Raw genomic sequence first — 26286 nt, forward strand, 5'->3', positions numbered from 1 at the left:
GGAGTCAGTCTATGAAAGTCCAAATTGAAGGCAATATTTATCTGGAATCAGATGCGCTGCAGTTCATCTTGAAAGAATATACCGGAGCTACCACAGTTGGACCAGAAGGCAAGGAGCGCGAAATTTTCAAAACGATCGGTTATTTCACAGGGATTGAATATGCGCTCAAGCACTTTCTAAAGCTCAAAATCATGGCTTCGACTGCTTCAACGCTGCGAGAGCTTTTGCAAGAGGTTAGAGAGATCAGGCAGTACATTGAAACAATATGCGAGGGTTCGAAAGATGAAAGCAACTAAACAACGGCCCGTTGTGGTCGGCCTGCAAGCGTGTTTTGTCTGCGGCTGCCGGCAGAACGCCAATTTCCTGCAGCAGTGGAACGGCAAAGCGGTCTGCCGCCAGTGCATCAGGGAATTGAACGAAGAAGCAGAAAGGGTAGAGTGAAATGCAAAAGAAAGTCGATCGGGAGCAGTTGCACACTCTGTTTATGAGTGGGATGAGTCCGGCAGATATAGCAAATCAGCTCGGAATTACCAAACGTTCTTGCATCACCTTAATTTCGCGAGAGCGTAAAAAATCGCCGTCTGAATGGCCTTTGCGTCATGGTGAAAGTGATATAGAACCGCCACTAATGATGCACTTGTACGAATGCACTTATTGCTTTGCTCAGTTTGCGGTTGAAGATTACGAGGAAATTGATCATTCAGCTACCGTTTGCCCGATCTGCCAAACTGAAGAGCATGTCGAGGATGCGGGTTATGGGCGGTTTATCGTAACGATTAATGCAGAATAGGGCGGTGTTCGAAAAATGGCTATGAAGTGGGCTGTTATGATCTGCGAAACTTGTGAATACCACTTTGCAATCCCAGAAGAACCCAATTTTCAGGTATGCCCTAGCTGCGGATCGGAAGAGTCGACGGGAACAGGTGAATACCTATCCGATACTTTATACACATCTTCAGGCAAAGTAATTCAATGAATAGGGGGGGGCATGCCATGGATATATCGAAAAAGTGGTTCTTGGTAATGCGAGAGGGGAGTACTTACACGTTTTCTAGTCTCATTGTTTCAGGCGTTACCGTTGTTATCGAGTCCTCATCTGGACCGTCTAACGCATGGCGAATTCTCGAAGAAGTAACAAAATGAATAGGCGGTGTCCGTATGAAAGCTAGAATCACAGTTACCATCGAGATAGAACTTGATGTGCCGAACGATTATTATCCACCAGAATGCGATACAGACGAAAAACGACTTGCTTATGAGTTGGATTCATATGAAAACGGGGACGCCGACATTATGGAGCTGCTTTCCCGAGATTCTAAAATGAAAATTAAAGGCAAGGTATCAAAATGAATAGGTGGTGAGACCAGTGAGGGAATTGATTCTAGGCAAAGGAGAAATATGCCTAGTTGACGACGACGATTATGAATTGCTGTCTAAATATTCCTGGAACAAGTCACAGTATGGCTATGCTTATAGGCTTGGAGATAGAAGCAAGGGTGAGATTTGGAAGATTCTCATGCATCGGGAGATAATGCAGGCCAGAGAAAACCAGTTCATCGACCACATTAACGGCAATAGGCTAGATAATCGAAAAAGCAATCTGAGGTTTGCAACGCGTGGACAGAATGCAATGAACTCCGCTGGAAGAAATGGTTTGTCAGGTTACAAGGGTGTTTTTCTTAACAAGACTGCTAAAAATCCATCTTGGAGGGCGCTTATAAGAGTGAATAGGAAATCTATTCATCTTGGTTGTTTCCCTACTAAGGAAGAGGCTGCTTTAGCTTACAACGCAGCTGCTATTAAATACCATGGTGAATTTGCGCGATTGAACAAAATTGAAAGGCATGAGGAGGAGGAAAAGCGAGTGTTTAAAGTACATCTGTCGTTTAACCACACAGTTGTTCGAACGGTATATGCTGTTCAGCAGCTTGAAAATGGATTGACTCAATTCTTGTTATTCGATGAGAGCTTCGGGAAATGGATGTGGATGCCAGCAAGTGAATATGTGCCAGTTGCTGAAAAAACTACAACGCCGTTTAAAAGCAAAGGCACTACTCCTGTACGCAGGGCGTAGAGACTGAAATGAATGGGAGGGAACGGCATTGAAAGCTGGACAATGGATGTTTAATCATACAGATGATGGTACTTGGGGAACTGGATCGTACCATGACACGAAAGAGGAAGCGATCACTGAAGGAAAATCTTATTATCTGCCGGAAGACTACGAAACGCTGTATGTTGGGCAGATTGAGCCATACCCGACGTTCGTAACGGTCGACGCCGATCGGGTGTTGGATGATATCGGCGAAAATATATATGACGAATGCGGAGAACCGGCGGAGGATTATTTGCGGGATGTTAAGTCGGAGCATGAGAAAATTTTATCCGAACGGCTGACAAAAGTCGTCAATGAGTGGATGCAGGAATTTGGATATGAACCGAATTTTTTCAAAATAGTTAATGTCGAGCCATTCAAAAACGGGTAACTTGGAGCGATCAGAAATGAATCCATTAGCCATGCAGATGATTCACGATGCGCTGGAGCCACATATCAAATCCGGCCTACGAGTTGAAGATTTCAAACTTTTTGTTAGTCGTCAGTCTCGTATGGCCGAAAAAGAGTCTGTTGATACCAGCTACGGACTTTTGCGGATATACCCGAGCGAATATGTGCCGAAAGGTGCGGCTTATGTCCGAGAGGATTTTAACGGCAGGATCGGCATGGCATTTGCCTGGGTGTCAAAGCCAAAGGAGGGATGAGCGGGTTTATGAGTGGAGAGACTGCGAACTTGAAAGTAAACATCGAAAATATCGCCAAGCTACAGAAGTATTTCGATGATTTACACAAAAGCAGTATAGTTTCTTCGATTGCTCCTGTGCGGGAAACGGAAATTATCACTATCGTGCGAACGCTTGACATGCTTGGACTTGATGTTCCCGGCATTAATTATCCTGATGAGGTGGAGGCAAACGATGAATAATCAAACAAACTTTGAAAGCATCGTTATCAAATTAGAGCCTGATCAACGGTTTTTCAGACAAACTGAGGCGGATAATGCATTGGTGTTAGTGGATACCATTGAAATCAATCATTACGCGCAACAGATTACTTTGTCAGGCACTCACTTTTTTGTTGATTACGTGGATGCTCGAATTGATCGTTTAGAGGATCGCACTCATTTTCACTTAGAAACGAATTTGATTAATGAATATAACGAAGGTGAGGAATAAACGAATGAAAATCATTGAATTGGTCGGAGCAGCTCACAAGAACGCCGTATCAAAAGGCTGGTGGCAGGAAGAACGCACATATGGTGAACTGATCGCACTGGTGCATTCGGAGGTCAGCGAAGCGCTGGAGGACTTCCGGAATAGGAAGAAGCCGGATGAGGTTTGGTATGAGAAGGAGAGTGACAATGACCGCGTAGCTTACCATGCTGGTTATCAAGTCACTCCCGAATACAAGCCCTGCGGCATCCCTTCCGAGTTGGCCGACATCTGTATTCGTATCTTTGACATCGCTGGCAAGTATGGATGGGGTGGAGCAATGCAGGAAGATTGGGATGAAGTTTTTAAACCTGAGATAGAAAAAGGTTTCGAACATTTGAAAAACGAAACGGAGGACTGGTTTGCTGATAGCAGCCTTCCAGGTCAATTATCTTTTGTCCATGAGCAATTATCAGATTCAAGTAAAGCATTCAGGGAATATCATCCCGGGTACTCACAAGAATGTCTAATCGGTGTATTAATGACAGTATGGTATATCAGCGAAGATAACGGCATCGATCTCGACAAAGCGATTGCCGAAAAGATGGCCTACAACGCAACTAGGGACGTAAGGCACGGCGGGAAGGTGATCTGATGCGGTACAGGCACTATAAAGGCGGCGAGTACACAGTGATAAACGTCGCCTGGCATTCAGAGACATCAGAGCAACTGGTGATTTATCAGGACAAATACGGCCAGTTATGGGCGAGACCGTTTGAGATGTTCCATGGTTGCCTGCCTGACGGTACAAAGCGGTTTGTGGAGATAAGCGATGGAGTATAAACAACTCACATCGACAGCCAAATCTATCTGCGAGCAAAACTACAAATCGAACTGCGGCGGATGCCCGCTGCGGCCGGAATGTGTCGGCCAGATCGGCCCGGGTAAAGAAAGTTTTGATCGCTGGATTGATAGAGTTAACCAGCTGGCTGATGAAATAGAAAACAAATAAAACAGACGCCACCGGCGATCTGGCGGGTAGCTGCACCCATTGAACCAAACGGACGTTCTCGGAACAAAAGGGGAACGGCGAAATAAAACCCAAATTCGAGAGGAGCAATTATAAATGTTTGCAAATATCAAAGCTAAGCTTCTGAAAGTTGATCTGAGAAAAGGTGGAAAGAAAGTTCTTGTATTTGAATCATCAGTTCGAATGAGTGCTGGAGAATTAGACGCGATTGCCGAGATGATTGACCAGGATGTAAATCTCGGCCTTGACGCACAAGTGATAAGCTACCGGATTCAGCGCAATGCAAAGACTAATGAACCGGTAATCAGCTACAAAGTCGATGATCAGGGCGTTGTCAGTGAATATAAGGTTGAGGGTGAGCAGGCCGAAATGGATTTGGGACTTCCACCAGAGAAACCTCAAATTATCGAAGAGGAAGCAGAAATATCTCGGGAAGTAGTCAATGAGTTTATCATGAGCGGACTGGCGCCGCGCTTCGAAGACCTTGAATATGACTTTTCGGATATCTTGAATCGGAATGCGTCTGGTGAAAGTTATCTTCGTATTGCTTCTGATCTTGAACTTTCAAGCGGAAAATTGGCCGAAGTTCTGGAGGAATATAGCAAGCGAGTGGCTCCGCTGGCTGCAAAATGGAATGAGTGGAGAGAAAACAGGTCGAAGGCAGCTGATGAGGTGATTACGAAATCACTTACAAAAGCTGAGGAAAAAGAATCAGACGACAAAGACCAAGATCAAATGACGACGGAGGAAGCTGGCGCCGCGGCGGAAGAGGAACACGACGATCCAGAAAAGTTGGAAGACGACGAATCTGATCCAATGGCCGGAGTTGGGCAAGATCCGGATAACTGGTAATGCGAATCAATTGGGCGCTTGTAGTCAGCTGGGCAATTTGCCTGATCTGCTGGAGCATCGCAGCACTTTTACTTAAATAGATTTAGCGGGGCTCTTCGGAGCCCTCCCACAAAAGGGGCGTGACAAAGTGGGTGATAAAAAATACCGCATGCCAGAGCTAGATGAGCGCGGCTATCTGGCCGACATCCGGGAACTTAAGCAGGCTTATCGTAAAACGTATTGGCAGCTGCGCCAGGCGTTGAAAGAATGCGGAGAACACGGGGCGGACGCTCACTTACTCCGCGGCATGATATCGGATATCAATTTTGCAATCATGTGGATGCACACCGGGCGCCGACCAGGTAACAAACGGGGCATCGAGCGCCGAGCAGCATACCAACGGGAAAAGCTAATGGATCCGCTCAAGATGCAATCATACATGCAGCAGACCAAAGCAGCCAGCCCGTCGAGCCTGACGGACGACGAGGCGCACAGGCTGCGGGAGGTCTTGGATATATTAAGCCCACAAGAGCGCGAGTGCTTTACTCTGTCGTTCGGACAGTGCTTCCCGCATTCGTATATTGCGGACATGCTCGGGATCAGCAAGGGGGCGGTTGATAAGTATGTACAGCGGGCACATGCCAAGGTTACGGCAGGATGGCAGGGGACGTTGTTTTGAATAGGAGCAGCGAGGTCATCCCTCCTGCTCTTTTTTATGCTCCATAATGTCATTAGGCTGCACATTGAAATGCGAACAAATCTTATCGATAACATCAAGTGATACATTTTCCCCTTTCCCCATCTTTGCAATTGTTGCTGACGATAACCCTAGAGCCTGTCTTAATTCTTCTTTGGTCATTTCTTCCTGAGCCAATTTTACCCAGAGAGGCTTAAACGAGAACGGCATAATACATCTTTCCCTTCGCGAATTATTTACCACTAGTATAAAAGCAAATCTTTAAAATGTCAAAGAAAAGTATTGCATATATCTTCATGAAATGCTATAATATATTTAGAAAGTTAAAGATGAGCTTTCAGAAAGGGTGGAAACAATGGATAAGGCAACTCGAAGAGCATTTGAAAAAATGCAAAAAAGAGAACACTACCTGCGAGTGTTGCGCGATCAGTTGGGACTGGGGCGCATGACTCGGGAAGTGTTCCGGGAAGAAAGCTCGAAGATCATCGAGAGGTTCCAACTCTCTGATGACGAGCAACGCGCTTACGACCTGCACGCTAAGATGCAGCAACAACGTAAGCACAAGTAAGTTAACGGAGGGAGTTAGCCGCTCCCTCCTCCCAATCTTAACATAGACGATTCAAATATTAAACATTGGGAGCGTGGATGAATATGTACAAACTTAATCAGCAAGTCGAGCAGTTTGGTTCAATATACATGGTTGATCGCATCTACTCGTTAACAGACGAGGAAATGCGGATAAACAACCTAATACACCGTAAACGCATCACGTTGCGCAAGATAAGCGGCGTTAACGGGTTGGAGGTCTATGACTTTGCGTTACCAACACAGGGAGCCTAGCGCTCCCCTCAAATAACACAGGCCCTTTGGGGCCTTCTGGGAGGTATAAGAGGTCATGAGTGCACTAAAACAGGTTAAGCACCTGGATTATGCGGTATATGGAAATCTGATCGTCCCGATGCTTATGTTTGGTACTGACGTATGGTTCCGGATCGACGAAGATAGCGATGCGGGCAAATGCCGGATAGTTTGCCGGCCGCGGCGAAAGAGGTAGCGTATGGGGACATGTATTCTATGGTTTGTTGGACTGTTCGCCGCGGTAATGACATTAAACATAATACTGGAGATTCGCAAGCGTAGGAAGGATGATGAATCATGAGTATTGAATTAACCGATTGTCCGCAGGTGCTGCGGGATGCTGTAAATAAGCGACTGGAGAAAATAAGTTATGCCAAAATCATAGCCGTTACCAAGCACCAGTTCACGCCTTATGTTGATAAGGATAGGGTGGAGACGAAGTACAAAGCCTATATCCAAGCAGGGTTTGAGTTTTTGATTATATCCACATCAGAAACTAGCGGAGGCAGCCCGCTTGATGGTGAGATAAGTACAAATTATCTTAATGCTGGAGATTTGCAGGCAATCATCGGAGCTGCTGACTACATCAAAGAAGATATTGCTGGTTTAGTAAAGAATAATCAAGAATAAGTATGTTTTGTACTGTTTTTTATTGTAAAGTGCGGTTTTTTGACCTGCAAGCGCCACCTATAAGTGTAAGGACATTGAGACAGGACACCGATTGAGCGTGAACGCTCAGAATAACAGCCGGCGCCTTGAAATTGGCAAAAATATTTTCGGTGCAAAGCTCCTGCCTAGTTGTCCATTCAAAACGTTGACAGGCGCTCGTATTTTCGATTTGACAGGCGTTCCATATGTAGATCGCTCAATCCAACCGTCTGGATTGCCAGCGCCTTAAAATCGAACTGCGGGCCTCAGGAGACGTGTAGTATTTTTGTGATATCCTGCCCTGCTCTGGCTGGTGGCACCAGCACCAAAAATAACATCATTCAAATTCACACATTGCAGGGCGCCGTGCGGTGGCGGAAGAGAACGCGTAGCACAAGGTTTACTGAACTACCTTAATGGTCGTAGGGGTTGACAACCTGGTAAATGTTCAGCCGTTTGAGTCGGAAAAGCAAAGCCGTCAGGCGATTCGTGGGAGAATGGCCCGCGGCCGCGTACAAGCAAGGAGCGAGTAAACTCGCATACTCAAATATACCGATCCTTGCCTCGTTATGCAGATTGTTTTTGACGTGTAGTTTCGTGAGCTTGAGTGAGGGGCGCTGCCGAGAGCGCCTCTTGCTTATTATGCGGACATGGTATAGAGGTGGTGCCTTGGATTTCCACTCCAATGACGCGGGTTCGATTCCCGCTGTTCGCTTTTACCCGATTCACCGCGGCTTATTGCCGCCTGTTGCCTATTGAGTCGCTCAATCGAGCGGCTTTTTATTTTGCCAAAGGAGTGAGTTTACTATGAAACGAATAATGCTAATTGCAGCCGCGGCAGCGGTTATTTTTGTTTTGTCCGGATGTGAAAGCTGGGATCGGGCTGTTAAGGATATTGGTTCAAATATTAACGGGCTTGATCGGAAAGCAGAAGTCTACGACCAGAACGGCAATGTCATCAAGACATACAGCGGCAAGTTTGACGTTGAGGTTAACGAGTACGGCAATAAAGTAAAGTTTGATATAAACGGCAAGCGAGTGCTGATCTATAACGCGACAGTCGTAATAGAGGAACAAGAAAAAGAATAAACATAGGGGGATTGAGATGTCTGTTAATGAAGTGTGGGACGAATCCGATAAACGACCAGTCAAAGTGACAATGGATAATCCGCTTCCGGTTGTAGTCATAGGCGGTGGCAGCGGCGGAGGAATTCCGGACGGTTCGATTACAACATCCAAGCTTGCCGACGGCGCTGTTACGGCAGCTAAATTGTCCGCAGACATACTCGAAAAGCTTGCGGAAATCGCTGATATTAGGGGACTTTTATGGGAGGAAGCATGCGCGATGGGCGTAATTAGAAAGCAAATAATTAGGGAGTCATCCTATAGAAGTGACCAATTGTCACAAATCACAAGATTACATGAGGGTGAGAACTACGGGACTGCAATGGCTTATGACGGAAAAGATCATATCTATGTTGGACTAAATCTTACTCCAGCAGTGATTGTGAAGATTAATATTCACACATTGCAACGAGAAGGCAGCCTGACACTTCCTTCCGGAACCTTGCAGGATGAAACTCGCATTAACGCTTTGATGTGCTTGCCCGGAGATATTCTCATTCACGGCAGCTTCACTAACCCATACATGTTAACGCGCATTGATACCAAAACGCTGAAAATAATCGACGTTTTGGAGGGCAAGGATGAAGCAATTACCGACAAACAAGTACGCGCATTGGTATACGACGGAAAGTATCTGTACGTCGGATGCGATACGGGGCCGGGGAAGATTGTAAAAATCGACCCGCATGGAAAGACAATGGAGCGTATCGGAAGCTTAGTACTCTCTCCCGGAGATGACAGGATATATGGAATGACTCTTTGCGGAGGATACTTGTACGCCGCTTGCGGAACGTCTCCAGCGCGACTTGTAAAGATTGATCCCGACCGAATGGCAGATATAAAGACTCTTGTATTTGACACCGGGGAAGATCAAGGACGGGCGATAAAAACGGATGGACAGTACCTGTACATGGGGATAGCCCCTGTACCCGGAGACGCTGCTACTCCCACTAGCGCTGGAGTTAAAGTTGCGAAAGTTGATCCGACGACAATGCAAAAATTATCTGTATACACGGCAGAACTGGGCGAGTCCAACTGCTACTCGCTAATATGTACGGACGAATATGTCTATGTCGGAGCTTGGATCAGCCCTACGACTATCATCAAGATCAAAAAGGATGATATGACGCGAGTTGGCGCGCTCGGATTAGCTGTAGGATTTCCAAGCGTACTAACGTTGATTGGATCACACTTTTATACGCCGTGTGACATGATGCCTGCTAGAGTGATTAGGTTTCTGGAGTTCTAAATAAGGGGAGGAGTTGAAGGCATGTCCGTAAATGAGATTTGGAAGAATGGCCAAGTTGTAAAAGTGACCGAGCAAGACCCACTTCCTGTAATGATAGTGGGCGGCGGTGGAGGCGATGTACCGGATGGATCAATAAATACAGCGAAGCTTGCTGATGGAGCTGTAACAGAAGAAAAGCTTGCAGCTGACGCTGTTGCCTGGTCCCGAGTGACTGGTAAACCAAATACTTTCCCGCCGGAATCTCATACACACACCGCAGCGCAAATATCCGATGCATCTGCTGTTGGCCGTAGTGTCCTGACGGCAGCAGATCAGGCGGTTGCGCGTACGGCGATAGGTGCCGGGACCAGCAGCCAGAATCTGACGGCTATCACAGCTGCCGAAGCAACAGCAGGAACGGCCGCAACGGCCCGGGCTATTACGGCTGCGGTACTGGCCGGAGCTATCAACGAGCGCACCAAAAATAAACCGGAGGTTGCGGCGTTGACACCGATTGCGGATCCAGCAACAGCAACAATGGAAGAAGTTGCAACGACTCTTAACGCTTTGATTTCTGCACTCAAAAGCTAGAAACTGAGGTAATCAGAGAATTAGAGAGAATCGGAACGAATGTTTACCAATCTCTCTATGTATTCGTCTTTAATCGAATTTGGAGGATTTGCGATAATCTTTGTATAATGGTCTTGCCTTTAATGCTCTCTAGTTGCAAAGTACGTATGCTTTTAAGTACGAGCGTAGCGTTAGTACGTCGTATTTGATCCACTGATATTTGTAGGGTTTTAAAGGACTAGCACTTAGTAACTGTATACGTATATAAGCGGTCACTCCATTGCGAGTTTTCATGAATAACGCATATAGAGAGGAATGATATTAATGCAATTGGGTGTGGTGTCAAATGTTCATCTATTATCATGGGTCAGAGAGAGTACCAAGTTAGAATGTGACATAAATTATTTTGTGATGAGAGAAAATAAGTTGCGAGAGGGAGACGGGACAGAAATTGATTTGAACTGTTTTCGTGAAAGAATAAAAGAACTTGCCAGAACAACCGCCATGACAACCAGAGAAGCTTTCGAATTCGAAAAAGGTAGACTGGAACGTGAACGTGATTTACGATGGCTTGGAATTGGTCACTCTTAAAGGAGTGGCTTTTTTGTTTCCTTCAAAGGAGGATGATAGTAAATGTTTTGGAAACAGGACAATCGATGGTATATGCAAAAAGGTATCTATAGATTTTCGTCTCCTACTTTGTGGGGAATGATCAAGCTGTATTTTTTATTCGAAAAAGATAAATCGTTCAGACATTATGTTATGACACTTGAACAGAATATCCAACAACAAAATGTATCGAAAACTGTTACTTCAATCAATCATATTCAATGATTTCGTTTGGCGGGAAGAAAGCTCGACATGGTTATGAAGTGATTAAGAGAGAATTAAAGCCGCAAATCCTGCCACAATTGCCATTTGAATAGAATTGAGAAATGTTTGTCAAGGTTGAAAACGGATGGTGCGATGCGAACAAAAATGCGAACACGGGTCCTTCCGGGGGTCAATTTTTCAGTGAGGGGGCTCGCGACCCCGAAATAGGGCTAGTTTACATTTTCAAAAAATCCTTTCGCTTTCCGGCTGGGTTGTCTGGCAGGAGGGCTTTTTTGATTTATCGCTTCGAATTAAGTCGATAAAAAAACATTATCAAATAAAATGCGATCAAAACGAAAGTTGAGGTGATGGAGTTGCCGAAAAAACAAGCGAAAGCAAAAGAGGTTGCTTTGCATGAAAAAGAAGTGTTGACCAGCGAGCTTGGCGCAGTTGTCGGCAAGACTCCGCAATGGATCCGTCAACTAACGCGAGATGGTGTTTTGAAACTGGTTGGCCGAGGTAAGTATATTCTTGGCGACGCTGTACAGGCTTATATTGAACATGTGAGCGGCGGCAAGGAAGAGGACAACAAGCCGCGCTTTATAGATGAGAAGACAGAACATGAGCGGTTGAAGAAGGAGCGGGCAGCTCTTGAGCTTAGTCTATTACGAGGCGATCTTCACAAAACCGAAGATGTCGAAAAGTTTGTGGCGAATATGATTTTGTCTGTCAAATCGAAGTTACAGGCGATCCCAACGAGGTTGGCGCCGCAATTGGAAAACGAGTCAACGGGTTTTATTGAGACATCTATTAGACGCGAGATAAACGCAGCATTGAGCGGACTGACTGAATATGAACCTGATAAACCGGAGCCGGCTGATTGATGGTTGCTCCACATTCTGAGCGTTTATTTCGCAAGCTAATCAAGCTCTGGGAGCCGCTGCCTGAGCTTACGATATCGCAATGGGCAGATGAAAACCGCATCCTTACATCAGAAACAAGCGCGGAGCCGGGACCGTGGCGGACTGATCGGGCACCGTTCCAACGCGAAATTATGGATTCTATTAATAATTTCGAGACGGTAGAAGTTGCCATAATGGCGTCTGCCCAGCTCGGGAAATCTGAGTTCCTGCTCAACATGCTCGGATTTCACATCGATTACGATCCGGCGCCGATCATGCTCATGCTGCCAAACGAGAAGCTGATTGATTACTTCTCGAAGAAGCGGCTTTCAACCATGATTGATGCCTCACCTGTTCTAAAAGAAAAAGTTAGCGAAGCAAAGAGCAGGGATAGCGGAAACACCATAGCCGAGAAAAGTTTTCCTGGCGGTTACATTGCCATTGTAGGGGCTAACTCTGCGGCAGGGTTATCCAGCCGCCCAATCCGTATATTGCTCTGTGATGAGGTAGATCGTTATCCAGTGTCTGCCGGCGACGAAGGCGATCCAATAATGCTGGCCATGCAGCGGACGGAAACCTTTTACAACCGCAAGCATGTATTTGTGTCCACGCCAACCATAAAAGATGCTTCACGCATCGAACAGTTGTACAATGACAGCACGATGGAACAGTGGAATTTACCCTGTCCGAGCTGTGAGGAGCTGCAGCCGATCGAGTGGGGACGCATAAAGTTCGAATATGAGAAAACTCACTCAGGTGAATTTGTTGTAAACAGCACACAGCATGCATGCAAGTATTGCGGGTGCTTGCATGATGAGCGTGAATGGAAGCGCGGCGAAGGTAAATGGATAGCCCAGAAAAAACATTCGTCCCGTCGTGGATTTCATCTCAACCGACTTATTAGCCCGTGGTCAACTTGGCGGGATATCGTGAAAGCATTTCTCGTTGCTAAACGTGACGGCGCTGAAACTCTCAAGGTTTGGACGAACACCGTCCTGGGTGAGACGTGGGAGGCAGAAGGCGAAAAGCTGGAAGAAGAACAGCTAATGGAGCGCTGTGAATCCTATCCGGCCGATGTACCGGATGAAGTACGGATTCTGACGGCTGCCGTAGACGTCCAGGACAACCGCTTTGAAATCGAGGTCATCGGCTGGGGAGCGGGCAAGGAGTCATGGGGCATCTCTTATCATGTCATTCACGGTAATCCGCGTTACGCTCAAATATGGAATGACCTTGACGCGTTCTTAGCCCGCACATGGAGTAATCAAGACGGTCAAGCGTTCAACATAGCAATCACATGCGTTGACTCTGGCGGCCACTTTACAACAGAGGTTTACCGCTTTTGCGCTGCTCGTGAGACGCGGCGCATCTATGCAATCAAAGGGCAAGGATCGATTAACGGCCAATACGTGCCGCTACTAAATGGACATTCAAGGACTCCCCGAGAAAGGGCAGTCCTTTTTCGTTTGGGCGTTGATGAGGGTAAGGCGAAAGTATTTGCCAGCCTGCAGGCCGAACCAGGACAGCCGGGCTATTGTCATTTTCCCTTGGGTGGTAATTATAACCTGGATTACTTCCGAGGACTCACGGCAGAGAAGAAGGAACGCAAGAAGAAAATGGGCGTGACTTATTTTCAGTGGGTTAAAGTACGGGATCGAAATGAACCGTTTGACCTTCGCGTGTACAATACGGCTGCACTCGAAATTTTGAACCCTAATTTGGATGTACCCGTTAATTCGCCGCCTCCTGTACCGTCCAAGAAAGTGACAAAGCGGAAGTTTACGAAGAAATCAAGCATATGGTAGGTGATTATCGTGGCATGCGATCCAAAGCAGCGTGATCGATGGCAAAAGCAGCTTGATGTGGTGCTGAAACGTCTGGATTCCTATTACAAGGCGGAAGAAGCCATATTGTCCGGTGCGCAAGAATACCGGATCGGTACGCGCTTCCTTAAACGCGGTGACCTTAAGTACATCAAAGAAGAGATTAAGGATCTTGAGAACCGCAAGGACGAGCTGGAAAATGCATTAGAAAACTGTATCGGACCAAATAAAAGAAAAACATTCCGGATTATACCGCGGGATTTATAGGGAGGAAAACATAATGAGTCAACAACCATCAGTAGGCAGAATTGTGCATTATCAAAGCTACGGTACTCCAGGCGGGGAGTTTAAGAGTGAGCCACGGGCGGCCATTATTACAGGTGTTGTAGATGATGAGACTGTTCATTTGTGCGTGCTAAATCCAACAGGACAATTTTTCAATTTGAATGTCAAGCAAGGTGATGCAGGCGGGCAATGGAATTGGCCTCCGCGTGTATAACGTAGGGGCCCTGAAAGGGGTGATATGACTTGTGAATTTCATCGACAAAACGATCGCTTTTGTATCGCCGCAGCGAGCTTTGAAGCGTGAAGCGGCACGCGCGAAACTCTCGATTATGCGCCAATTTACGAACAGCGGCTATTCGCACAGCGGCGCCAGTCGAAAAAAGAAATCAATGCAGGGATGGGACAGTACCAGCCGGAGCCCGCAGGAGGATATCGGCAATAATGTTCAGCTGCTCCGAGAGCGCAGCCGTGATTTGTATATGTCGGGCGGGATCGCGGCCGGGGCAATCAAAAAGAATCAATCCAATGTGCTCGGCTCCGGACTCTCGCTTAAAAGTCAACTCAATCATCGCATGCTCGGTATCACGCCGGAGGCGGCGAAGGAGTGGGAAGAAAAGACGGAGTTTGAGTTTGAGCTTTGGGCAACGTCAAAGGTCGATAATACCGGGCTGAAAGACTTTTATGACTCGCAGCGCATTATGCTAACCGGCTGGCTGCTCAATGGAGACTCGCTTTCCGTTACCAAATACGTGGATAGACCGACAGGGCTCAATCCGTACCGGCTGCGGCTGCATCTACTCGAAGCAGATCGGCTTTGTAACCCTGACCGATTTAACGGCTATTCACCGGTCTTTGCCGCTTTTGGGGACGGCTATACGGAGTATGTTGATCTTACAAACGGTGGTACTATCCAAAATGGCGTGGAAACAGACGAGTCCGGCAAAGTAGTGGCATATTGGATCAGCAACAAACATCCTAATTCATTCCTACCAACGAGGAAGCCGATCGATTGGGCTCGTGTGGCTGCACACAATCCCGTCAGCGGGCTTCCGAATGTCATGTTTATTATGGACGCTGAGCGAGCCGAACAATACCGCGGCGTGCCGTATCTGGCGCCTGTCATTGAGCAAGTGAAGCAGATGAACCGTTATGCGGAAGCTGAGATTGCCGCGGCGATTATCAATAGCTTTTTCACAGCCTTTATCACGGTAGACGGCCCTAAAAATGAAATGCCGCTTGGTCAGTCCATTGCGGACGAAGATCAGGTTCAAGGATTGTCTCCGGAAGATCGACTAGCCAGCTATGAGATGGGACCAGGAACTATCAACGTCCTGGGCGAAGGGGAAAGCGTCGATTTTGGCGATCCGAAACATCCGGTATCAGGATTTGATTCGTTCACAAAGGCCATGGCACAACTCGCAGGGTCTTCACTAGACATGCCGTATGAAGTGCTGCTAAGTGTATTCAATTCAAGCTACAGCGCCAGCCGCGCGGCCCTGCTGCAAGCGTGGAGGGCTTTTCGCGATCGCCGGGACTGGTTTGCTCATGACTTCTGCCAGCCGGTCTATGAGACATGGCTGTTTGAAGCGGTGGCAACAGGTCGGATTAAAGCTCCAGGCTTCCTCAATGATCCGATTAAACGCAAATTGTGGAGCCAAGCCCTTTGGGTAGGACCGAGCCCGGGACAAATCGACCCGATCAAAGAGGTGGATGCAGCGATCAAGCGTATCGACCGCGGGTTTAGCACGCACGAGAAGGAGACAAGCGAGCTGACCGGCATGGATTGGGATTCGAACATCGAGGTGCTGCGCCGCGAGCGGGAAATGCTGAATAATCTGCCACCAGGACCGGCACAAACGGTCACCACGGCGAGAGGGGGTGAAGAAACAAATGCCAACCAAGATTGAGATTCGCGGAGCGATCATCCCGAATGATTACCAATGGATTTATGACCTATTCGAAATCGATGCAACAAGCCCTAAGAAGGTAACACAGGCGATAGCAGCAGCCAATGGCGATGAATTGGAGGTCGTTATCAATTCTGGTGGCGGTGACGTGTTCTCAGGCTCTGAAATCTATACCGCTTTGAAAGAGCATGCGGCTAATGTCACTGTGAAGATCGTAGGTGTGGCTGCCAGCGCTGCCACCGTTGCGGCAATGGGCGGTAACAAAATCGTGATGTCTCCGACAGGGCAATTTATGATTCATAATGCTTCGACGTGGACAGAAGGGGATAAGCGTGATCATCAGCATACAGCAGAATTCTTAAAATCTGTTGATTCATCCATAGCGAATGCCTACCGTTTGAAGACTGGGCTGCAACAGAGCGAATTAACTGCACTGATGAATCGCGAAACCTGGATGAATGCTCAAGAAGCGAAAGAAAAAGGGTTTATTGACGAAATCATGTTTGATGAAGATGGCCAACTCAGTGCGGTGGCTTCGATCTCCGCGGAAATGATCCCTCATAAGGTTATTTCCAAAATTCGAAATGAGTTTGTAAATCTGAAAAATCAAGGAGTGAGTAACACAATGGCAGGACAAAACCAAGATCCAAACAATCAGCAGCAACAACAGCAACAACAGCAACAGCAGCCGGCACCAGCTTCGCCACAGGCGAACACAACGCCAGCACCGGCGGCGACACCGCAAGCATCAGCACCAACAATTGACGCGGCTGTTCAAGAGCGTTCGCGTTTGAAAGCGATCGACGAAATCTCGGCCAATATCGATCCGGAACTGGTTAACGAAGCCAAATATGGCGAGAACCCAATGACTGCCGAACAACTGGCTTTCAAAGCGATGAAAGAAGGCAAAATGCTCAATTCAAACTTGTTTGAGCAATCGGTGCAGGCTAACAAAGCAGCCGGTACTGATGATGTTCAGGCTCAAGCACAGCAGCAGGGTAGCGATAAAGAATACGATCTCGAAAACCTTAAAGACGTCAATGCTATCTACGCATCTTTTGCAGCAGCAGGGCAGGCTGGGCGTCGCCAAAACATGACAAGGGGGTAACACAAATCATGAGCGAAATTAAAACCGATTTTGGCAGCATTGATAACCAATCTTTTTTCGCCGGCACAGAGGTTTCAGCACTAACAACGTCCGTTAAGCTGGCATCAGGTCAAGGTGTCCTGCGTAAAGGCGCTCTGCTGGGCAAGGCGGCAGATGACACCTATAAGCTGGTGGATGCAACGGCTAAGGCTTCTTTTGTTCTGGCGGCGGAAACGATCGATACCGACAATGATTCAGAGCTCGATGTTGTTGTGTACAAAACAGGTATTTTCAACTATTCAGCGCTTTATGTGGCGGAAGGCGATGAGGTATCTGCACACAAAGATGAGCTGCGCCAGTTGAATATCCACTACAGAACAGATTATTAAGAGGGAGTGAATTAAAACTATGAAAATTAAACAAAGCCAGCTTGTCAACCGCGCTCGCGGTGCAGTTAGCTCGCCGCAAAACTCAGCCTCCGTAACAGGTGGAAACATCAACATTTATGATCCGCAGTCCACAATGCAGCCATTTTCCAAGCGCCTGCCGGTCACAACTTGGATCCGGGACACGTTTTTCCCTGGTGTCGAGACATTTCCAACGAAGCATGTTTTGATGGATTTTTATAAAAATCGTCAGCGTGTGGCTCCGTTGGTTGCCGAGGGATCGCGGTCTATTAACGTTAAACGTGATGGATTCCAAACGAAAATTTACACTGCTCCATTTATCAATATCTCTCGTCCTATTGATGTCGACTTGCTCCAATCCCGCCAGTTTGGGGAGCAGGTATTTAACAGCCCGATGACACCAGAAGATCGAGCGTTGGCATTGATGCAACGAGATTATAACGAGTTGGATGACATGATCACTCGTCGTGAAGAAGTCATGTCCGCCGAATTGCTGCAAACTGGAAAAGTAACTCTTACAGGTTATGTAGATGATACCGCTACTAAAGTTCGGACGGACACGGTGGATTATGGATTTGAGAACATTATCAATCTGACAGGTGCAAGCCAGTGGGATCAAGCGAATCCTAAAATGCTTGGTGATCTTCAAGATGCAGCCGCAATGGTCAGGATGGCCGGCTATGATCCTTCAATTGCGTTGTTGGGATCGAATGCTGCTGACGAGTTCTTACAAGACGAAACGATTCTGAAGCTCATGGACTTCCGGCGTGCAGATTTCGGCAGCATCGCACCGCAGGAAAACTTGAAAAACGGCAACGGATACACTTATCTCGGTCGTCTGCGCAAGCCTGGCATTGATCTGTTCCAATATGATGCTTGGTATTGGGATGATACTGACGAAAAACTCAAGCCATACATTGACCCTGATGTGGTTATTGTGGGCTCTCGCGATCTTGGTGAGATTTTGTACGGTGCCATTACTCAAATTCCAGAGGACTCCAACAATTTTGTAACCTATGAAGCGATTCGCGTCCCTAAAGTCTCTATCAACCGTGACGACGACGTGAAGAAATTAATGCTCAAATCCCGCCCAATTCCGAAACCGCTGGATGTTGCTGCCTGGGCAGTCATTAACACTAAGCAGAAATAGGAGGAGCACCCATGCAATTTAAAGTCTTGCAAGGATACGTTAAACACGAAGGAGCCTTGATTCCAAAGGGCTCCTTTTTTGATGCGGAGCTGCATGAGGTAAAGGGCTTGCTGTCCAAAGGTTTTGTAACAAAGGTTGAGCCTTTAAGCGAGCTTCCTGATGAGGTAGAAGTAGAACTCCCTTCGGTTGAGGAATTTGCAAAGCTGAAGGCCGACGAACAAAAAGAGCTGCTGCAAGAGCTTGGGATTGAGCCGGCCAGCAATGCCGAGGAGCGCATCCAGCAATATACCGAGTTTTACGACCAGGCTGACGATAATGAAGTTTAAAGATCATGTCGCCCAAGACAATCTCAAGGTTTTTATCAACATGGATGAGTTTGGTGAGCCGAAATTCATTGATGGCGAAAAATACGATGTTGTCATTGACTATGACCTGATAAACGAACGCGATCGGCTTTATACGGTTGGCCGGGCTGGTACGGACGCGGCCGGCGTATTTCAATCAGCCATAACCTTCTTTATCCGGGAAGCTGATTTAGGATTCATTCCGGATGAGGGGCAACCCCTATTTTGGGGCGACTCTGCTCATAAGAGCTATCCCTATATCGTAGCAAAGGTTTCATCCGCTATGGGTATATTGGAGATCACCATCGAGGCGAATGAATCATGAAAATATCGATCGATTCCAAGCAGATCAAGCAAGCGACGATCGGACTGAACTTTGTCCAAAAGAATATTCCCAAAGCCTTTGGTTCTGCGCTTAATCGCGTAGGTCAGCAAGTGAAAACAGCTGCCTCCAAAGAAATCCGAAAGACTTACGATATCAAGGCAAGTGATGTTAAAAAGTATGGGAACATCAAGGTAACAAAAACAGAATCATCCACGTTGCAGCTCTTGTTAACTTCAAAAGGCCCAAATATCCCGTTGATACGCTTCAAAACGCGCCCGTCCAAGCCTCCTAAACGCCGCCCCAATGTGCTGAATGCATCAGTAAAGCGGAGTGGTGGTAAAGCGATTCCGGGCGCTTTTGTCGCGGGAATGAAAAGTGGACATATTGGTGTTTTCAAGCGGGTATCGAAGAAGAGGAATCCGATCAAAGAGCTTTACGGCCCGGCCGTCCCAATCATGCTTGGTGATGACGGCGTAGCCGAGAGTTTAAATCGGGTAGCAAGCGAGGGCATGAATAAGCGCTTGGATCATGAAATTAACCGCGTTTTAGGGAGGTTTAAATAAACGTGACAGCAGCACTGCTTTTAAGAGCACTATGTGAATTCTTACGTAAAACTGTTGCAGATTATGCTGCAGCTCAATCGTCGGCGGGCGGATATGTCCCGCCAACTGTATTCGATTGGTATTTACCATTTAAGGACGCGCGGCGGGAAGATATCGATTTTCCTTTTATTACGGCCCGCATCGTAAATGGTGATGACCCCGTTGATGACCCGAGCGCGGCGCTGTACTCTACCGTCAGGATTGATCTGGCCTTTGGTGTGTATAGCGGTCACCGCCTGATAAAACCAAACGATGATCCCATCCATCCGGACGGCGCCTATGACCTGCTCAACCTGATGGAGCATGTGCGCACTGCATTGTTTAGGGAAGGGATTATCGATCGTAAATTCAGGATTGAGCGCCCGTACAAATGGAGCATCCCGGAAGAACAACCTTACCCGCTGTGGGTAGGGGAGGCCCAAACCATTTGGACTGTGCAGAGCGCAACACAACAAAACAACGAGGGGGTAGACCTTTATGGCGACAGATGGCCTGTCTGATAAAGAAGTAAAGAACAAGGAAGCTGGCGAAAAACCAGCGATTAAGGCAAAAGAAACTGCCAAAACTCCTGAAACTACAAAAACGCAGCAGCAGCTGATCTATGTCGGCCCCAATCTTCCTGGTGGCCGACTTTCTCGTTTCCGGGTGTTTAAAGAGGGCATTCCCTCATACTTGGACGACATTGTTAAAAGCAATCCCGATATTTCGCGCTTGATCGTCCCTATTGAAGTATTCACGGCAGTCCTGGCGCGAGTGAGCACACCCGGCACGATTGAGCATGCAGCAGCCCAGAAATTGATTGAAAGGCAAGGTGAAGCTTAATGGCATATAAACATGGCGTCTACACGCAAGAGGTGTCGTCAGCGGTAGTTCCAGCCGTTTCGGCGGCGATTGTACCGGTTGTTTTTGGTACAGCTCCCATTAACCTGACCAAGCTCGAAGCAGCTCCGGTCAATAAACCAATTCTCTGCTTTACTTATGGCGAGGCGGTAGAAGCATTCGGCTATTCGAATGACTGGAGCTTTACGCTATGCGAATTTATGAACTCTCATTTCTCCCTCTTTGAAGCCTCTCCTGTTGTCCTGGTCAACGTTCTGGACCCAGGTAAACAGAAGAAGGCCGTGCCGGCTGACAAGGTATCGCTTGTTAAAGACGTAGCGACGGTGAAGGCACAGGGGATTATTGCAAGTACATTGATTGTAAAGTCGGATGACGAAGCATCAACCTATGAAAAAGGAAAAGATTACGAAGCGAATTTTGACAATGATGGCAATCTGGTCATTCAGCGCATTGCGGCCGGAACGATTCCAGCAAACACATCTTCATTGTCAGTCGAATACGACAAGCTCGACCCGTCAGCGGTCACGGCAGCTGACGTCATTGGTGGCGTCGATAAGGATGGCAACTATACCGGCCTGGAACTGATCGATCAAATCTTTCCGCGCTTCCGATTTGTCCCGGGCATGGTGCTGGCGCCAGGCTATTCGACAGATCCGAGCGTTGCTGCAGTCATGACAGCCAAGGTGAGCAATATCAACGGCCATTTTGAATCCATCTCGCTAACGGATATCCCAACAGACAAAGTAAAGAGCTACACAGAGGCGCCGGCATGGAAAAACGACAACAACTATACATCTCCGCTGCAGATTGCCGGTTATCCAAAAGTGCTGCTAGGTGACAAGCAGTATCACCTTTCGACGCAACTGGCCGGCATTATGGCGGTTACGGATGCAGCAAACGACGACATCCCGTATGTATCGCCATCGAATCAAAACTTGCAGGCTACCGGTGCGGTGCTTCAAGATGGCACAGAGGTGTTCCTGGGCCCCGATCAGGCCGCTTACCTCAACGGACAGGGCATTGTCACTGCGCTCAACTTCATCGGAGGCTGGAAGGCTTGGGGCAACCGTACCGGAGCATACCCAGCTATCACAGACCCTAAAGACAGCTTCATTCCGGTACGCAGGATGATGACTTGGATCAAAAACACGATCATTCTCACGTATTGGTCTAAAGTAGATGCTCCGGGCGATCGTCGTCTCACTGCAACGATTACAGACAGCCTGAACCAATGGTTCAACGGTTTGGCTGCGCAGGGCTATCTACTGGGCGGACGGGTGGAATTTAACGAATCCGAGAATCCAGAAGTTGATCTGATGGATGGAAAAGTGAAATTCCATGTTTACGCAACGCCGCCAAGCCCGGCCCGCGAGATCGATTTTATTGTCGAGTACGATGCAAAATACCTGGCTGCAGTATTCGGGGCCTAAAGGGAGGGATAGCCAATGAGACAAATTCCAGATAAATTAAACAACTTCACTGTATTTCGAAATGGAAGCCAATGGCTTGGGAATTCAGATATCGTTTTACCCAACCTCGAACCAAAAACCGATACGTTGTCGGGTGCTGGACTTGGCGGGGAAATTGAATCTCCCACTATTGGGCATTTCGGCAGTATGACCTGCACACTTAATTGGCGGACAGTCAGCCGCGAAGCGATTGAGCTTTTACAAGACGCAAATACGCTTGATTTCCGTGGTGCGCAACAAGTCTACAACCCTACGAACGGGCAAATCGATTCGGTGGGCATTCGCGTGACCGTCAAAGCTATGGCCAAAAATGTCACGCTCGGCAATTTTGCGCCGGCCGCAGCAACAGAAACAAGCACTGAGCTTGAGGTGACTTACATCAAGATTTGGCAGGATGGCAAAGTAGTTGTCGAAATTGACAAGCTTAATTTTGTGTATCGCGTAAACGGCAAGGACTTGATGGAAAAAATCCGTAAACAACTTGGAATGTAGGAGGATCTACCAATGAGATACAAACTGTTAACCCCGATTGAATTTGACGGCGTGAAAGTAGAGGTAATTAATCTTGATTTCGAATCTCTTTCCGGTGCCGATATCGTGGACATCGATCGGCAGTTTTTGTCCGGCCCTGGTATTCAGGGAGGCACGCTGTATAAGGAGTTATACAAGGAGTACCAGGCACTGGTAGCGGCCGCTGCATCTAAGCACCCGGTTGATCTCTTCTTGAAACTAAAAGCGGCAGATTTCAACGCTGTATCCTTCCGGGTGCAGCGTTTTTTGCTCGATGGGGATTTGGTGGGAGCCGAGGAAACGGAGCAAGCTTCGGGCGAACAATAATGCAGCTTGCAGCCAAGCTTGCTAAAGAACTGCATACGCCAATCCCTTACTTTCTGTCGTTACCGCTCAGAGAGTTAGTTGAGTGGGCAGATGTTGCCGGCGAGGTACGCGGGAAAGGGGCGAAGTAGCATTATGGCAAAAAATTATGAAATAAAATTTAAGCTTGGTGCTGACATGGAATCTTCATTCGCCAAAACCTTTTCTGGCGCGTCCAAAGATTTCAAGGAATTGCAGCAGCAACTGAAAGGCCTAAACGGTGTAAAAGGTCGTCCCAACATGACCCAACATATGCGGGATGACCTTTCGAAAACAAGGAAGGCATTCAGCCTGACTCAAACCGCGGGCTCAAAAATGGTAAGTTCTCTAAAAGTCGCTGGCGGGGCTCTCGCCGGCGCTTTTGCCGTGGGCAAGGTTGTCAGTTTCGGTAAAGACATTGTGCAGACCTATGCTAACTTTGAACAGTCGATGGCTAACGTAAAGGCTGTATCAGGCACGACTGGAGAGGATTTCGCAAAGCTATCCGCCAAGGCAAGGGAAATGGGGGAGCGAACGTCTAAGACCGCCAGTGAAGCCGCTGACGGGCTCCAATACCTTGCGCTTGCTGGCTGGAACACTGAGCAGATGTTAGCGGGTATTGAGCCAGTGTTGAGGCTCTCAGAAGCCGGAGCAATGGACTTGGGACGTGCATCAGATTTGGCCACTGACTCGATGGCAGCTCTTGGACTTGGGGTTAAGGATTTGCCGGCCTATCTCGATAAAGTGGCTCAAACATCCCGCCGCTCTAATACTAGCGTTGAACAGTTGATGGATGGTTTCTTGATTGCTGGTGGTACATTCAAAACATTTAATGTCCCGCTGGAAGAAGCGACATCGCTCCTCGGCACCCTTGCAAACAGGGGGTTCAAAGGAACGGAAGCCGGTACGGCGATGAATGCCATTGTCACAAACCTAACATCGGGTCTGGGGCAATCTGGTAAAGCGATGAAAAAGCTGAAAATATCTGCTTTTGACGCAAAAGGGAATTTCAAAGGCTTGGAAAATGTTTTCCGGGAAGTGAAAGCCAAGATTGATCCGATGACCGACGCCCAAAAGGCGCAGTACATCTCAATGATCGCAGGTAAGGAGCATCTCAAAACTTTCACCGGCATCCTGGATGGATTGGGCAACGAGTACGGCAATCTGAAAAAAGAAGTAACAGCTGCAGATGGCGCGCTCATGGAAATGGCCAACACTCAAATGGATACTTTTACAGGCTCCATGAAGTTACTTGAATCAGCTGTTGAGAGTGCGAAAATCAGCATCGGCGAAAGGTTGGCTCCAACAATTCGGCGATTCGCTGACAATCTTGCCAACTGGATTCCGAAGGCCATGGGGCAACTAGATAAGCTCATGGCCGGACCAGAATGGAAGAATGCAGATTTCTTCGGCAAAATTAAGCTATCCTGGAATAAGCTTATCGGCGAGCCACTATCGAAGTGGTGGGAAAGCGATGGCAGGGCGTTAGTGTCCAAGATCGGCAAAGAAGCCGGCAGCCTGCTTTGGAGCGGCATTAAGGGACTCGGGAAAGAAGCCCTGTCATTTAACGGCGGCTCCAGTATGTTAGCAGCTACTGCGCTGGGTGTTCCGGCAGCCAAAATCGGGAAGACGACAAAGGGATTATTCTCTTTCGGGAAGGCTGGAAAAACTGCCGCCTCAAGCATGGGACTCGTGGCGAGATCGGCAAGCTTGGTTGGGCCAGCTATTGGGGCGCTAGCCAATCCAGTCGGAGCTGTGCTATTAGGTGTGGGCGCTTTGGCAGGCGGCTGGTGGTTATACCGAAAGCATCAAGAGAAGGCAAGGCAAGAGCTACTCAACATGCACAAAACTTTCGATAAAACCTTAGGTGATTATAAGACCGCTGTTGAGGGGAAAAAGCGAGTAGACGACCTTATAACGGAATATGACCGGCTTACAGCAAAAATTAAAGACGCCAAAACGCCTGCAGCTCAATTAACAGAAGCCCGCCGAAAGTTGGCAGATGTCGAAAGAGAATTAATTGATCTTAATCCGGACATCTTGAGAGCGGAGGACGCCAAAAGCGATAGCTTCCGTACACAACTAGACCAAATCAGCAAGTTAAAGGGCTACGAGGTGGAGGAGAAAAAGCGTGCCCTTGAATCGCAAACGATCCAGCAGCAACAAGACCTCCCGAGGTTGATAGAAGAGTATGGCAAACTGAAAGAAAAACAACAAGAATACAATGCGGCTTTTTTGGAATCAAGGGAGAAGTTTTATGAATTTAAAGGCTATAGTGATAAGCACCAGAACATTCTTCATACCTCGAAATCTGAGGCTGAAAAAGAGAAAAGATTTAACGATTTATTTAATGAGATCCAAGCGGCTACAGGGAAAACCTTCCACGGTAGTGGAGGGGCGGGTCTGGGTGGAGAACTAGCCAATTTCCAAAAGGACATGGAGAAATATCGTGAAAATTGGCAGGAGACAAATGGAGAGATTGCAAAAGTCGAGGAAACCGTAGCGGGGGTCGTCAAGAATCAAAAGGATTTGATTGAATTGGACATGGGCGCCCCGGTAGATGAGCTTATAGCCAAATACCAGTACATGGGCGAGGAAGAAAAGAGAATGTTCCAGGAAAAGATTCTTCAGCTGAGCGAGACAAATAATCTCCTGGGAAAAGAGATCGACAAAACGGTCAATATATCTGTTATATGGCAACAAATCGGAGAAATGCCAACCTTCTCTGAAAGAAAAAATCAACTAAACAACATTGCCACAAATGGCTTTGAGCAATACGCTGATGGCGGTATTGCAACGAAACCATCCATATTTGGGGAAGCTGGGCCAGAAATCGCGATTCCGATCGACAACAAACCGCGATCTCAATCGTTGCTCGACGTGGCGAATAGGTTAATTGGTCGCTCTTCGAGTAATGATAGCAGCAGCTCTTACAACGTCACATTTGCCCCACAAATCACTGTACAGGGCGGAGGATCAGATGTGGAAAGTCGATTGGCACAAGCTCTCAGTAGGGCGCAGGATGATTTTGAGCGCCGTTTCAGGGAGATGATGCGGCAGGAAAGGCGGTTGAGTTTTAATGGGTGAGTATGTAACAATTCAAGGTGACACATGGGACGGAATCAGCTATAAATTGTATGGCGATGCATCACAAATGACCGCTCTAATGGATTTAAATCCTGCCCATATCCGTACCGTGTTCTTTTCATCCGGCGTCCTGCTTAAGACTCCAGACGTGCAGCCGCAGCCGGCCGCAGACTTGCCGCCGTGGAAGGCTGGTGAATGA

Annotated in this window: 41 protein-coding genes and 1 tRNA gene; 41 read left to right on the forward strand and 1 reads right to left on the reverse strand. The window is 47.6% G+C overall.

All coding sequences use genetic code 11. The features are described 5' to 3' along the window. Positions 1-11: 11 nt before the first annotated feature. From ACFQ0N_RS01630 to ACFQ0N_RS01695, 14 genes are all read left to right on the forward strand, one after another. Positions 12-296 carry a hypothetical protein gene (locus tag ACFQ0N_RS01630; protein WP_379322596.1) on the forward strand — a complete coding sequence of 95 codons (285 nt, stop codon included), beginning with the start codon at positions 12-14 and terminating at the stop codon, positions 294-296. Next, positions 283-441: a hypothetical protein gene (locus tag ACFQ0N_RS01635; protein WP_379322597.1), complete on the forward strand. Its 159-nt coding sequence runs from the start codon at positions 283-285 to the stop codon at positions 439-441. Before ACFQ0N_RS01630 ends, ACFQ0N_RS01635 begins: the two co-directional genes overlap by 14 nt. Before the next feature lies 1 nt (position 442). Further along, positions 443-790, forward strand: a complete 348-nt coding sequence (locus ACFQ0N_RS01640) for a hypothetical protein (protein WP_379322598.1) — start codon at positions 443-445, stop codon at positions 788-790. A gap of 368 nt (positions 791-1158) precedes the next feature. Next, a complete protein-coding gene (locus tag ACFQ0N_RS01645) occupies positions 1159-1350 on the forward strand; it encodes a hypothetical protein (protein ID WP_379322599.1) in 192 nt (63 codons plus the stop codon). A 16-nt stretch (positions 1351-1366) separates the two neighbouring features. After that, positions 1367-2074 (forward strand): HNH endonuclease, encoded by a 708-nt coding sequence (locus ACFQ0N_RS01650; RefSeq protein ID WP_379322600.1) that lies wholly within the window; start codon positions 1367-1369, stop codon positions 2072-2074. Positions 2075-2102: 28 nt separating this feature from the next. Beyond that, entirely contained in the window at positions 2103-2486 is a 384-nt protein-coding gene (locus ACFQ0N_RS01655; protein ID WP_379322601.1) for a hypothetical protein, read from the forward strand. Positions 2487-2502: 16 nt separating this feature from the next. Further along, the gene (locus ACFQ0N_RS01660) at positions 2503-2760 is read left to right on the forward strand and encodes a hypothetical protein (protein ID WP_379322602.1); all 258 of its coding nucleotides are present in this window, start codon (positions 2503-2505) and stop codon (positions 2758-2760) included. Then, positions 2757-2981, forward strand: coding sequence for a hypothetical protein (locus tag ACFQ0N_RS01665; RefSeq protein ID WP_379322603.1), 225 nt, complete (start codon positions 2757-2759; stop codon positions 2979-2981). Before ACFQ0N_RS01660 ends, ACFQ0N_RS01665 begins: the two co-directional genes overlap by 4 nt. Then, complete coding sequence (locus ACFQ0N_RS01670; RefSeq protein ID WP_379322604.1) at positions 2974-3231, forward strand: hypothetical protein; 258 nt, start codon at positions 2974-2976, stop codon at positions 3229-3231. The genes ACFQ0N_RS01665 and ACFQ0N_RS01670 overlap by 8 nt, the downstream gene beginning before the upstream one ends. A 4-nt stretch (positions 3232-3235) precedes the next feature. After that, positions 3236-3862 carry a nucleoside triphosphate pyrophosphohydrolase family protein gene (locus tag ACFQ0N_RS01675; RefSeq protein WP_379322605.1) on the forward strand — a complete coding sequence of 209 codons (627 nt, stop codon included), beginning with the start codon at positions 3236-3238 and terminating at the stop codon, positions 3860-3862. After that, the gene (locus ACFQ0N_RS01680; protein ID WP_379322606.1) at positions 3862-4050 is read left to right on the forward strand and encodes a DUF1653 domain-containing protein; all 189 of its coding nucleotides are present in this window, start codon (positions 3862-3864) and stop codon (positions 4048-4050) included. Before ACFQ0N_RS01675 ends, ACFQ0N_RS01680 begins: the two co-directional genes overlap by 1 nt. Next, positions 4040-4219, forward strand: a complete 180-nt coding sequence (locus tag ACFQ0N_RS01685; protein ID WP_379322607.1) for a hypothetical protein — start codon at positions 4040-4042, stop codon at positions 4217-4219. The genes ACFQ0N_RS01680 and ACFQ0N_RS01685 overlap by 11 nt, the downstream gene beginning before the upstream one ends. A gap of 114 nt (positions 4220-4333) precedes the next feature. Further along, entirely contained in the window at positions 4334-5089 is a 756-nt protein-coding gene (locus ACFQ0N_RS01690; protein ID WP_379322608.1) for a 2-methylcitrate dehydratase, read from the forward strand. A gap of 127 nt (positions 5090-5216) precedes the next feature. Continuing rightward, positions 5217-5747 (forward strand): sigma factor-like helix-turn-helix DNA-binding protein, encoded by a 531-nt coding sequence (locus ACFQ0N_RS01695; RefSeq protein ID WP_379322609.1) that lies wholly within the window; start codon positions 5217-5219, stop codon positions 5745-5747. 15 nt (positions 5748-5762) lie between these two features. Here the strand turns inward: ACFQ0N_RS01695 and ACFQ0N_RS01700 are convergent, their stop codons facing one another. Further along, positions 5763-5975 (reverse strand): helix-turn-helix domain-containing protein, encoded by a 213-nt coding sequence (locus ACFQ0N_RS01700; RefSeq protein WP_379322610.1) that lies wholly within the window; start codon positions 5973-5975, stop codon positions 5763-5765. A gap of 145 nt (positions 5976-6120) precedes the next feature. On the opposite strand from ACFQ0N_RS01700, the gene ACFQ0N_RS01705 reads away from it, so the two are divergent. The 27 genes from ACFQ0N_RS01705 (at position 6121) to ACFQ0N_RS01835 (ending at position 26286) form a co-directional block, all read left to right on the forward strand. After that, positions 6121-6333 carry a hypothetical protein gene (locus tag ACFQ0N_RS01705; RefSeq protein ID WP_379322611.1) on the forward strand — a complete coding sequence of 71 codons (213 nt, stop codon included), beginning with the start codon at positions 6121-6123 and terminating at the stop codon, positions 6331-6333. Between the two features lie 327 nt (positions 6334-6660). Next, positions 6661-6819, forward strand: a complete 159-nt coding sequence (locus ACFQ0N_RS01710; RefSeq protein ID WP_379322612.1) for a hypothetical protein — start codon at positions 6661-6663, stop codon at positions 6817-6819. A 101-nt stretch (positions 6820-6920) separates the two neighbouring features. Continuing rightward, on the forward strand, positions 6921-7253 hold the full coding sequence (locus ACFQ0N_RS01715; RefSeq protein ID WP_379322613.1) for a hypothetical protein: 333 nt from the start codon (positions 6921-6923) through the stop codon (positions 7251-7253). A gap of 662 nt (positions 7254-7915) precedes the next feature. Next, a tRNA-Gly gene (locus ACFQ0N_RS01720) sits at positions 7916-7986 on the forward strand. Between the two features lie 92 nt (positions 7987-8078). Beyond that, positions 8079-8360, forward strand: coding sequence for a DUF5052 family protein (locus tag ACFQ0N_RS01725; RefSeq protein ID WP_379322614.1), 282 nt, complete (start codon positions 8079-8081; stop codon positions 8358-8360). Positions 8361-8376: 16 nt separating this feature from the next. Continuing rightward, positions 8377-9645 (forward strand): YncE family protein, encoded by a 1269-nt coding sequence (locus ACFQ0N_RS01730; RefSeq protein WP_379322615.1) that lies wholly within the window; start codon positions 8377-8379, stop codon positions 9643-9645. A gap of 21 nt (positions 9646-9666) precedes the next feature. Further along, positions 9667-10215, forward strand: coding sequence for a hypothetical protein (locus tag ACFQ0N_RS01735; RefSeq protein ID WP_379322616.1), 549 nt, complete (start codon positions 9667-9669; stop codon positions 10213-10215). Between the two features lie 303 nt (positions 10216-10518). After that, positions 10519-10785, forward strand: coding sequence for a hypothetical protein (locus ACFQ0N_RS01740; protein ID WP_379322617.1), 267 nt, complete (start codon positions 10519-10521; stop codon positions 10783-10785). 596 nt (positions 10786-11381) lie between these two features. Then, the gene (locus ACFQ0N_RS01745; protein ID WP_379322618.1) at positions 11382-11891 is read left to right on the forward strand and encodes a hypothetical protein; all 510 of its coding nucleotides are present in this window, start codon (positions 11382-11384) and stop codon (positions 11889-11891) included. Further along, the gene (locus tag ACFQ0N_RS01750) at positions 11891-13714 is read left to right on the forward strand and encodes a phage terminase large subunit family protein (protein ID WP_379322619.1); all 1824 of its coding nucleotides are present in this window, start codon (positions 11891-11893) and stop codon (positions 13712-13714) included. Before ACFQ0N_RS01745 ends, ACFQ0N_RS01750 begins: the two co-directional genes overlap by 1 nt. Positions 13715-13723: 9 nt before the next feature. Next, positions 13724-13999 carry a hypothetical protein gene (locus ACFQ0N_RS01755; RefSeq protein ID WP_379322620.1) on the forward strand — a complete coding sequence of 92 codons (276 nt, stop codon included), beginning with the start codon at positions 13724-13726 and terminating at the stop codon, positions 13997-13999. A gap of 13 nt (positions 14000-14012) precedes the next feature. Further along, positions 14013-14231 (forward strand): hypothetical protein, encoded by a 219-nt coding sequence (locus ACFQ0N_RS01760; protein WP_379322621.1) that lies wholly within the window; start codon positions 14013-14015, stop codon positions 14229-14231. A gap of 31 nt (positions 14232-14262) precedes the next feature. Beyond that, positions 14263-15924 (forward strand): phage portal protein, encoded by a 1662-nt coding sequence (locus ACFQ0N_RS01765; RefSeq protein WP_379322622.1) that lies wholly within the window; start codon positions 14263-14265, stop codon positions 15922-15924. Beyond that, positions 15908-17032, forward strand: a complete 1125-nt coding sequence (locus tag ACFQ0N_RS01770; RefSeq protein WP_379322623.1) for a head maturation protease, ClpP-related — start codon at positions 15908-15910, stop codon at positions 17030-17032. Before ACFQ0N_RS01765 ends, ACFQ0N_RS01770 begins: the two co-directional genes overlap by 17 nt. Before the next feature lie 8 nt (positions 17033-17040). Further along, complete coding sequence (locus tag ACFQ0N_RS01775; protein ID WP_379322624.1) at positions 17041-17400, forward strand: head decoration protein; 360 nt, start codon at positions 17041-17043, stop codon at positions 17398-17400. A gap of 19 nt (positions 17401-17419) precedes the next feature. Beyond that, positions 17420-18568: a major capsid protein gene (locus ACFQ0N_RS01780; protein ID WP_379322625.1), complete on the forward strand. Its 1149-nt coding sequence runs from the start codon at positions 17420-17422 to the stop codon at positions 18566-18568. Between the two features lie 11 nt (positions 18569-18579). Then, on the forward strand, positions 18580-18894 hold the full coding sequence (locus ACFQ0N_RS01785; RefSeq protein ID WP_379322626.1) for a hypothetical protein: 315 nt from the start codon (positions 18580-18582) through the stop codon (positions 18892-18894). Further along, entirely contained in the window at positions 18884-19237 is a 354-nt protein-coding gene (locus ACFQ0N_RS01790) for a hypothetical protein (RefSeq protein ID WP_379322627.1), read from the forward strand. The genes ACFQ0N_RS01785 and ACFQ0N_RS01790 overlap by 11 nt, the downstream gene beginning before the upstream one ends. Continuing rightward, the gene (locus ACFQ0N_RS01795) at positions 19234-19800 is read left to right on the forward strand and encodes a phage tail protein (protein WP_379322628.1); all 567 of its coding nucleotides are present in this window, start codon (positions 19234-19236) and stop codon (positions 19798-19800) included. The genes ACFQ0N_RS01790 and ACFQ0N_RS01795 overlap by 4 nt, the downstream gene beginning before the upstream one ends. Positions 19801-19802: 2 nt before the next feature. Further along, positions 19803-20339 carry a hypothetical protein gene (locus tag ACFQ0N_RS01800; protein WP_379322629.1) on the forward strand — a complete coding sequence of 179 codons (537 nt, stop codon included), beginning with the start codon at positions 19803-19805 and terminating at the stop codon, positions 20337-20339. After that, a complete protein-coding gene (locus ACFQ0N_RS01805; protein WP_379322630.1) occupies positions 20317-20661 on the forward strand; it encodes a hypothetical protein in 345 nt (114 codons plus the stop codon). Before ACFQ0N_RS01800 ends, ACFQ0N_RS01805 begins: the two co-directional genes overlap by 23 nt. Then, entirely contained in the window at positions 20661-22109 is a 1449-nt protein-coding gene (locus ACFQ0N_RS01810; RefSeq protein ID WP_379322631.1) for a phage tail sheath family protein, read from the forward strand. The genes ACFQ0N_RS01805 and ACFQ0N_RS01810 overlap by 1 nt, the downstream gene beginning before the upstream one ends. Positions 22110-22124: 15 nt before the next feature. Further along, entirely contained in the window at positions 22125-22640 is a 516-nt protein-coding gene (locus tag ACFQ0N_RS01815) for a phage major tail tube protein (protein WP_379322632.1), read from the forward strand. A 12-nt stretch (positions 22641-22652) separates the two neighbouring features. Continuing rightward, positions 22653-22985, forward strand: a complete 333-nt coding sequence (locus tag ACFQ0N_RS01820; protein WP_379322633.1) for a phage tail assembly protein — start codon at positions 22653-22655, stop codon at positions 22983-22985. Beyond that, a complete protein-coding gene (locus tag ACFQ0N_RS01825; RefSeq protein WP_379322634.1) occupies positions 22985-23113 on the forward strand; it encodes a hypothetical protein in 129 nt (42 codons plus the stop codon). The genes ACFQ0N_RS01820 and ACFQ0N_RS01825 overlap by 1 nt, the downstream gene beginning before the upstream one ends. Positions 23114-23117: 4 nt before the next feature. Then, positions 23118-26087: a phage tail tape measure protein gene (locus tag ACFQ0N_RS01830; protein ID WP_379322635.1), complete on the forward strand. Its 2970-nt coding sequence runs from the start codon at positions 23118-23120 to the stop codon at positions 26085-26087. Further along, positions 26080-26286, forward strand: a complete 207-nt coding sequence (locus tag ACFQ0N_RS01835; protein WP_379322636.1) for a tail protein X — start codon at positions 26080-26082, stop codon at positions 26284-26286. Before ACFQ0N_RS01830 ends, ACFQ0N_RS01835 begins: the two co-directional genes overlap by 8 nt.

The sequence above is a fragment of the Paenibacillus sp. GCM10027626 genome, from assembly GCF_042676285.1.
Taxonomy (GTDB): Bacteria; Bacillota; Bacilli; order Paenibacillales; family Paenibacillaceae; genus Paenibacillus_Z.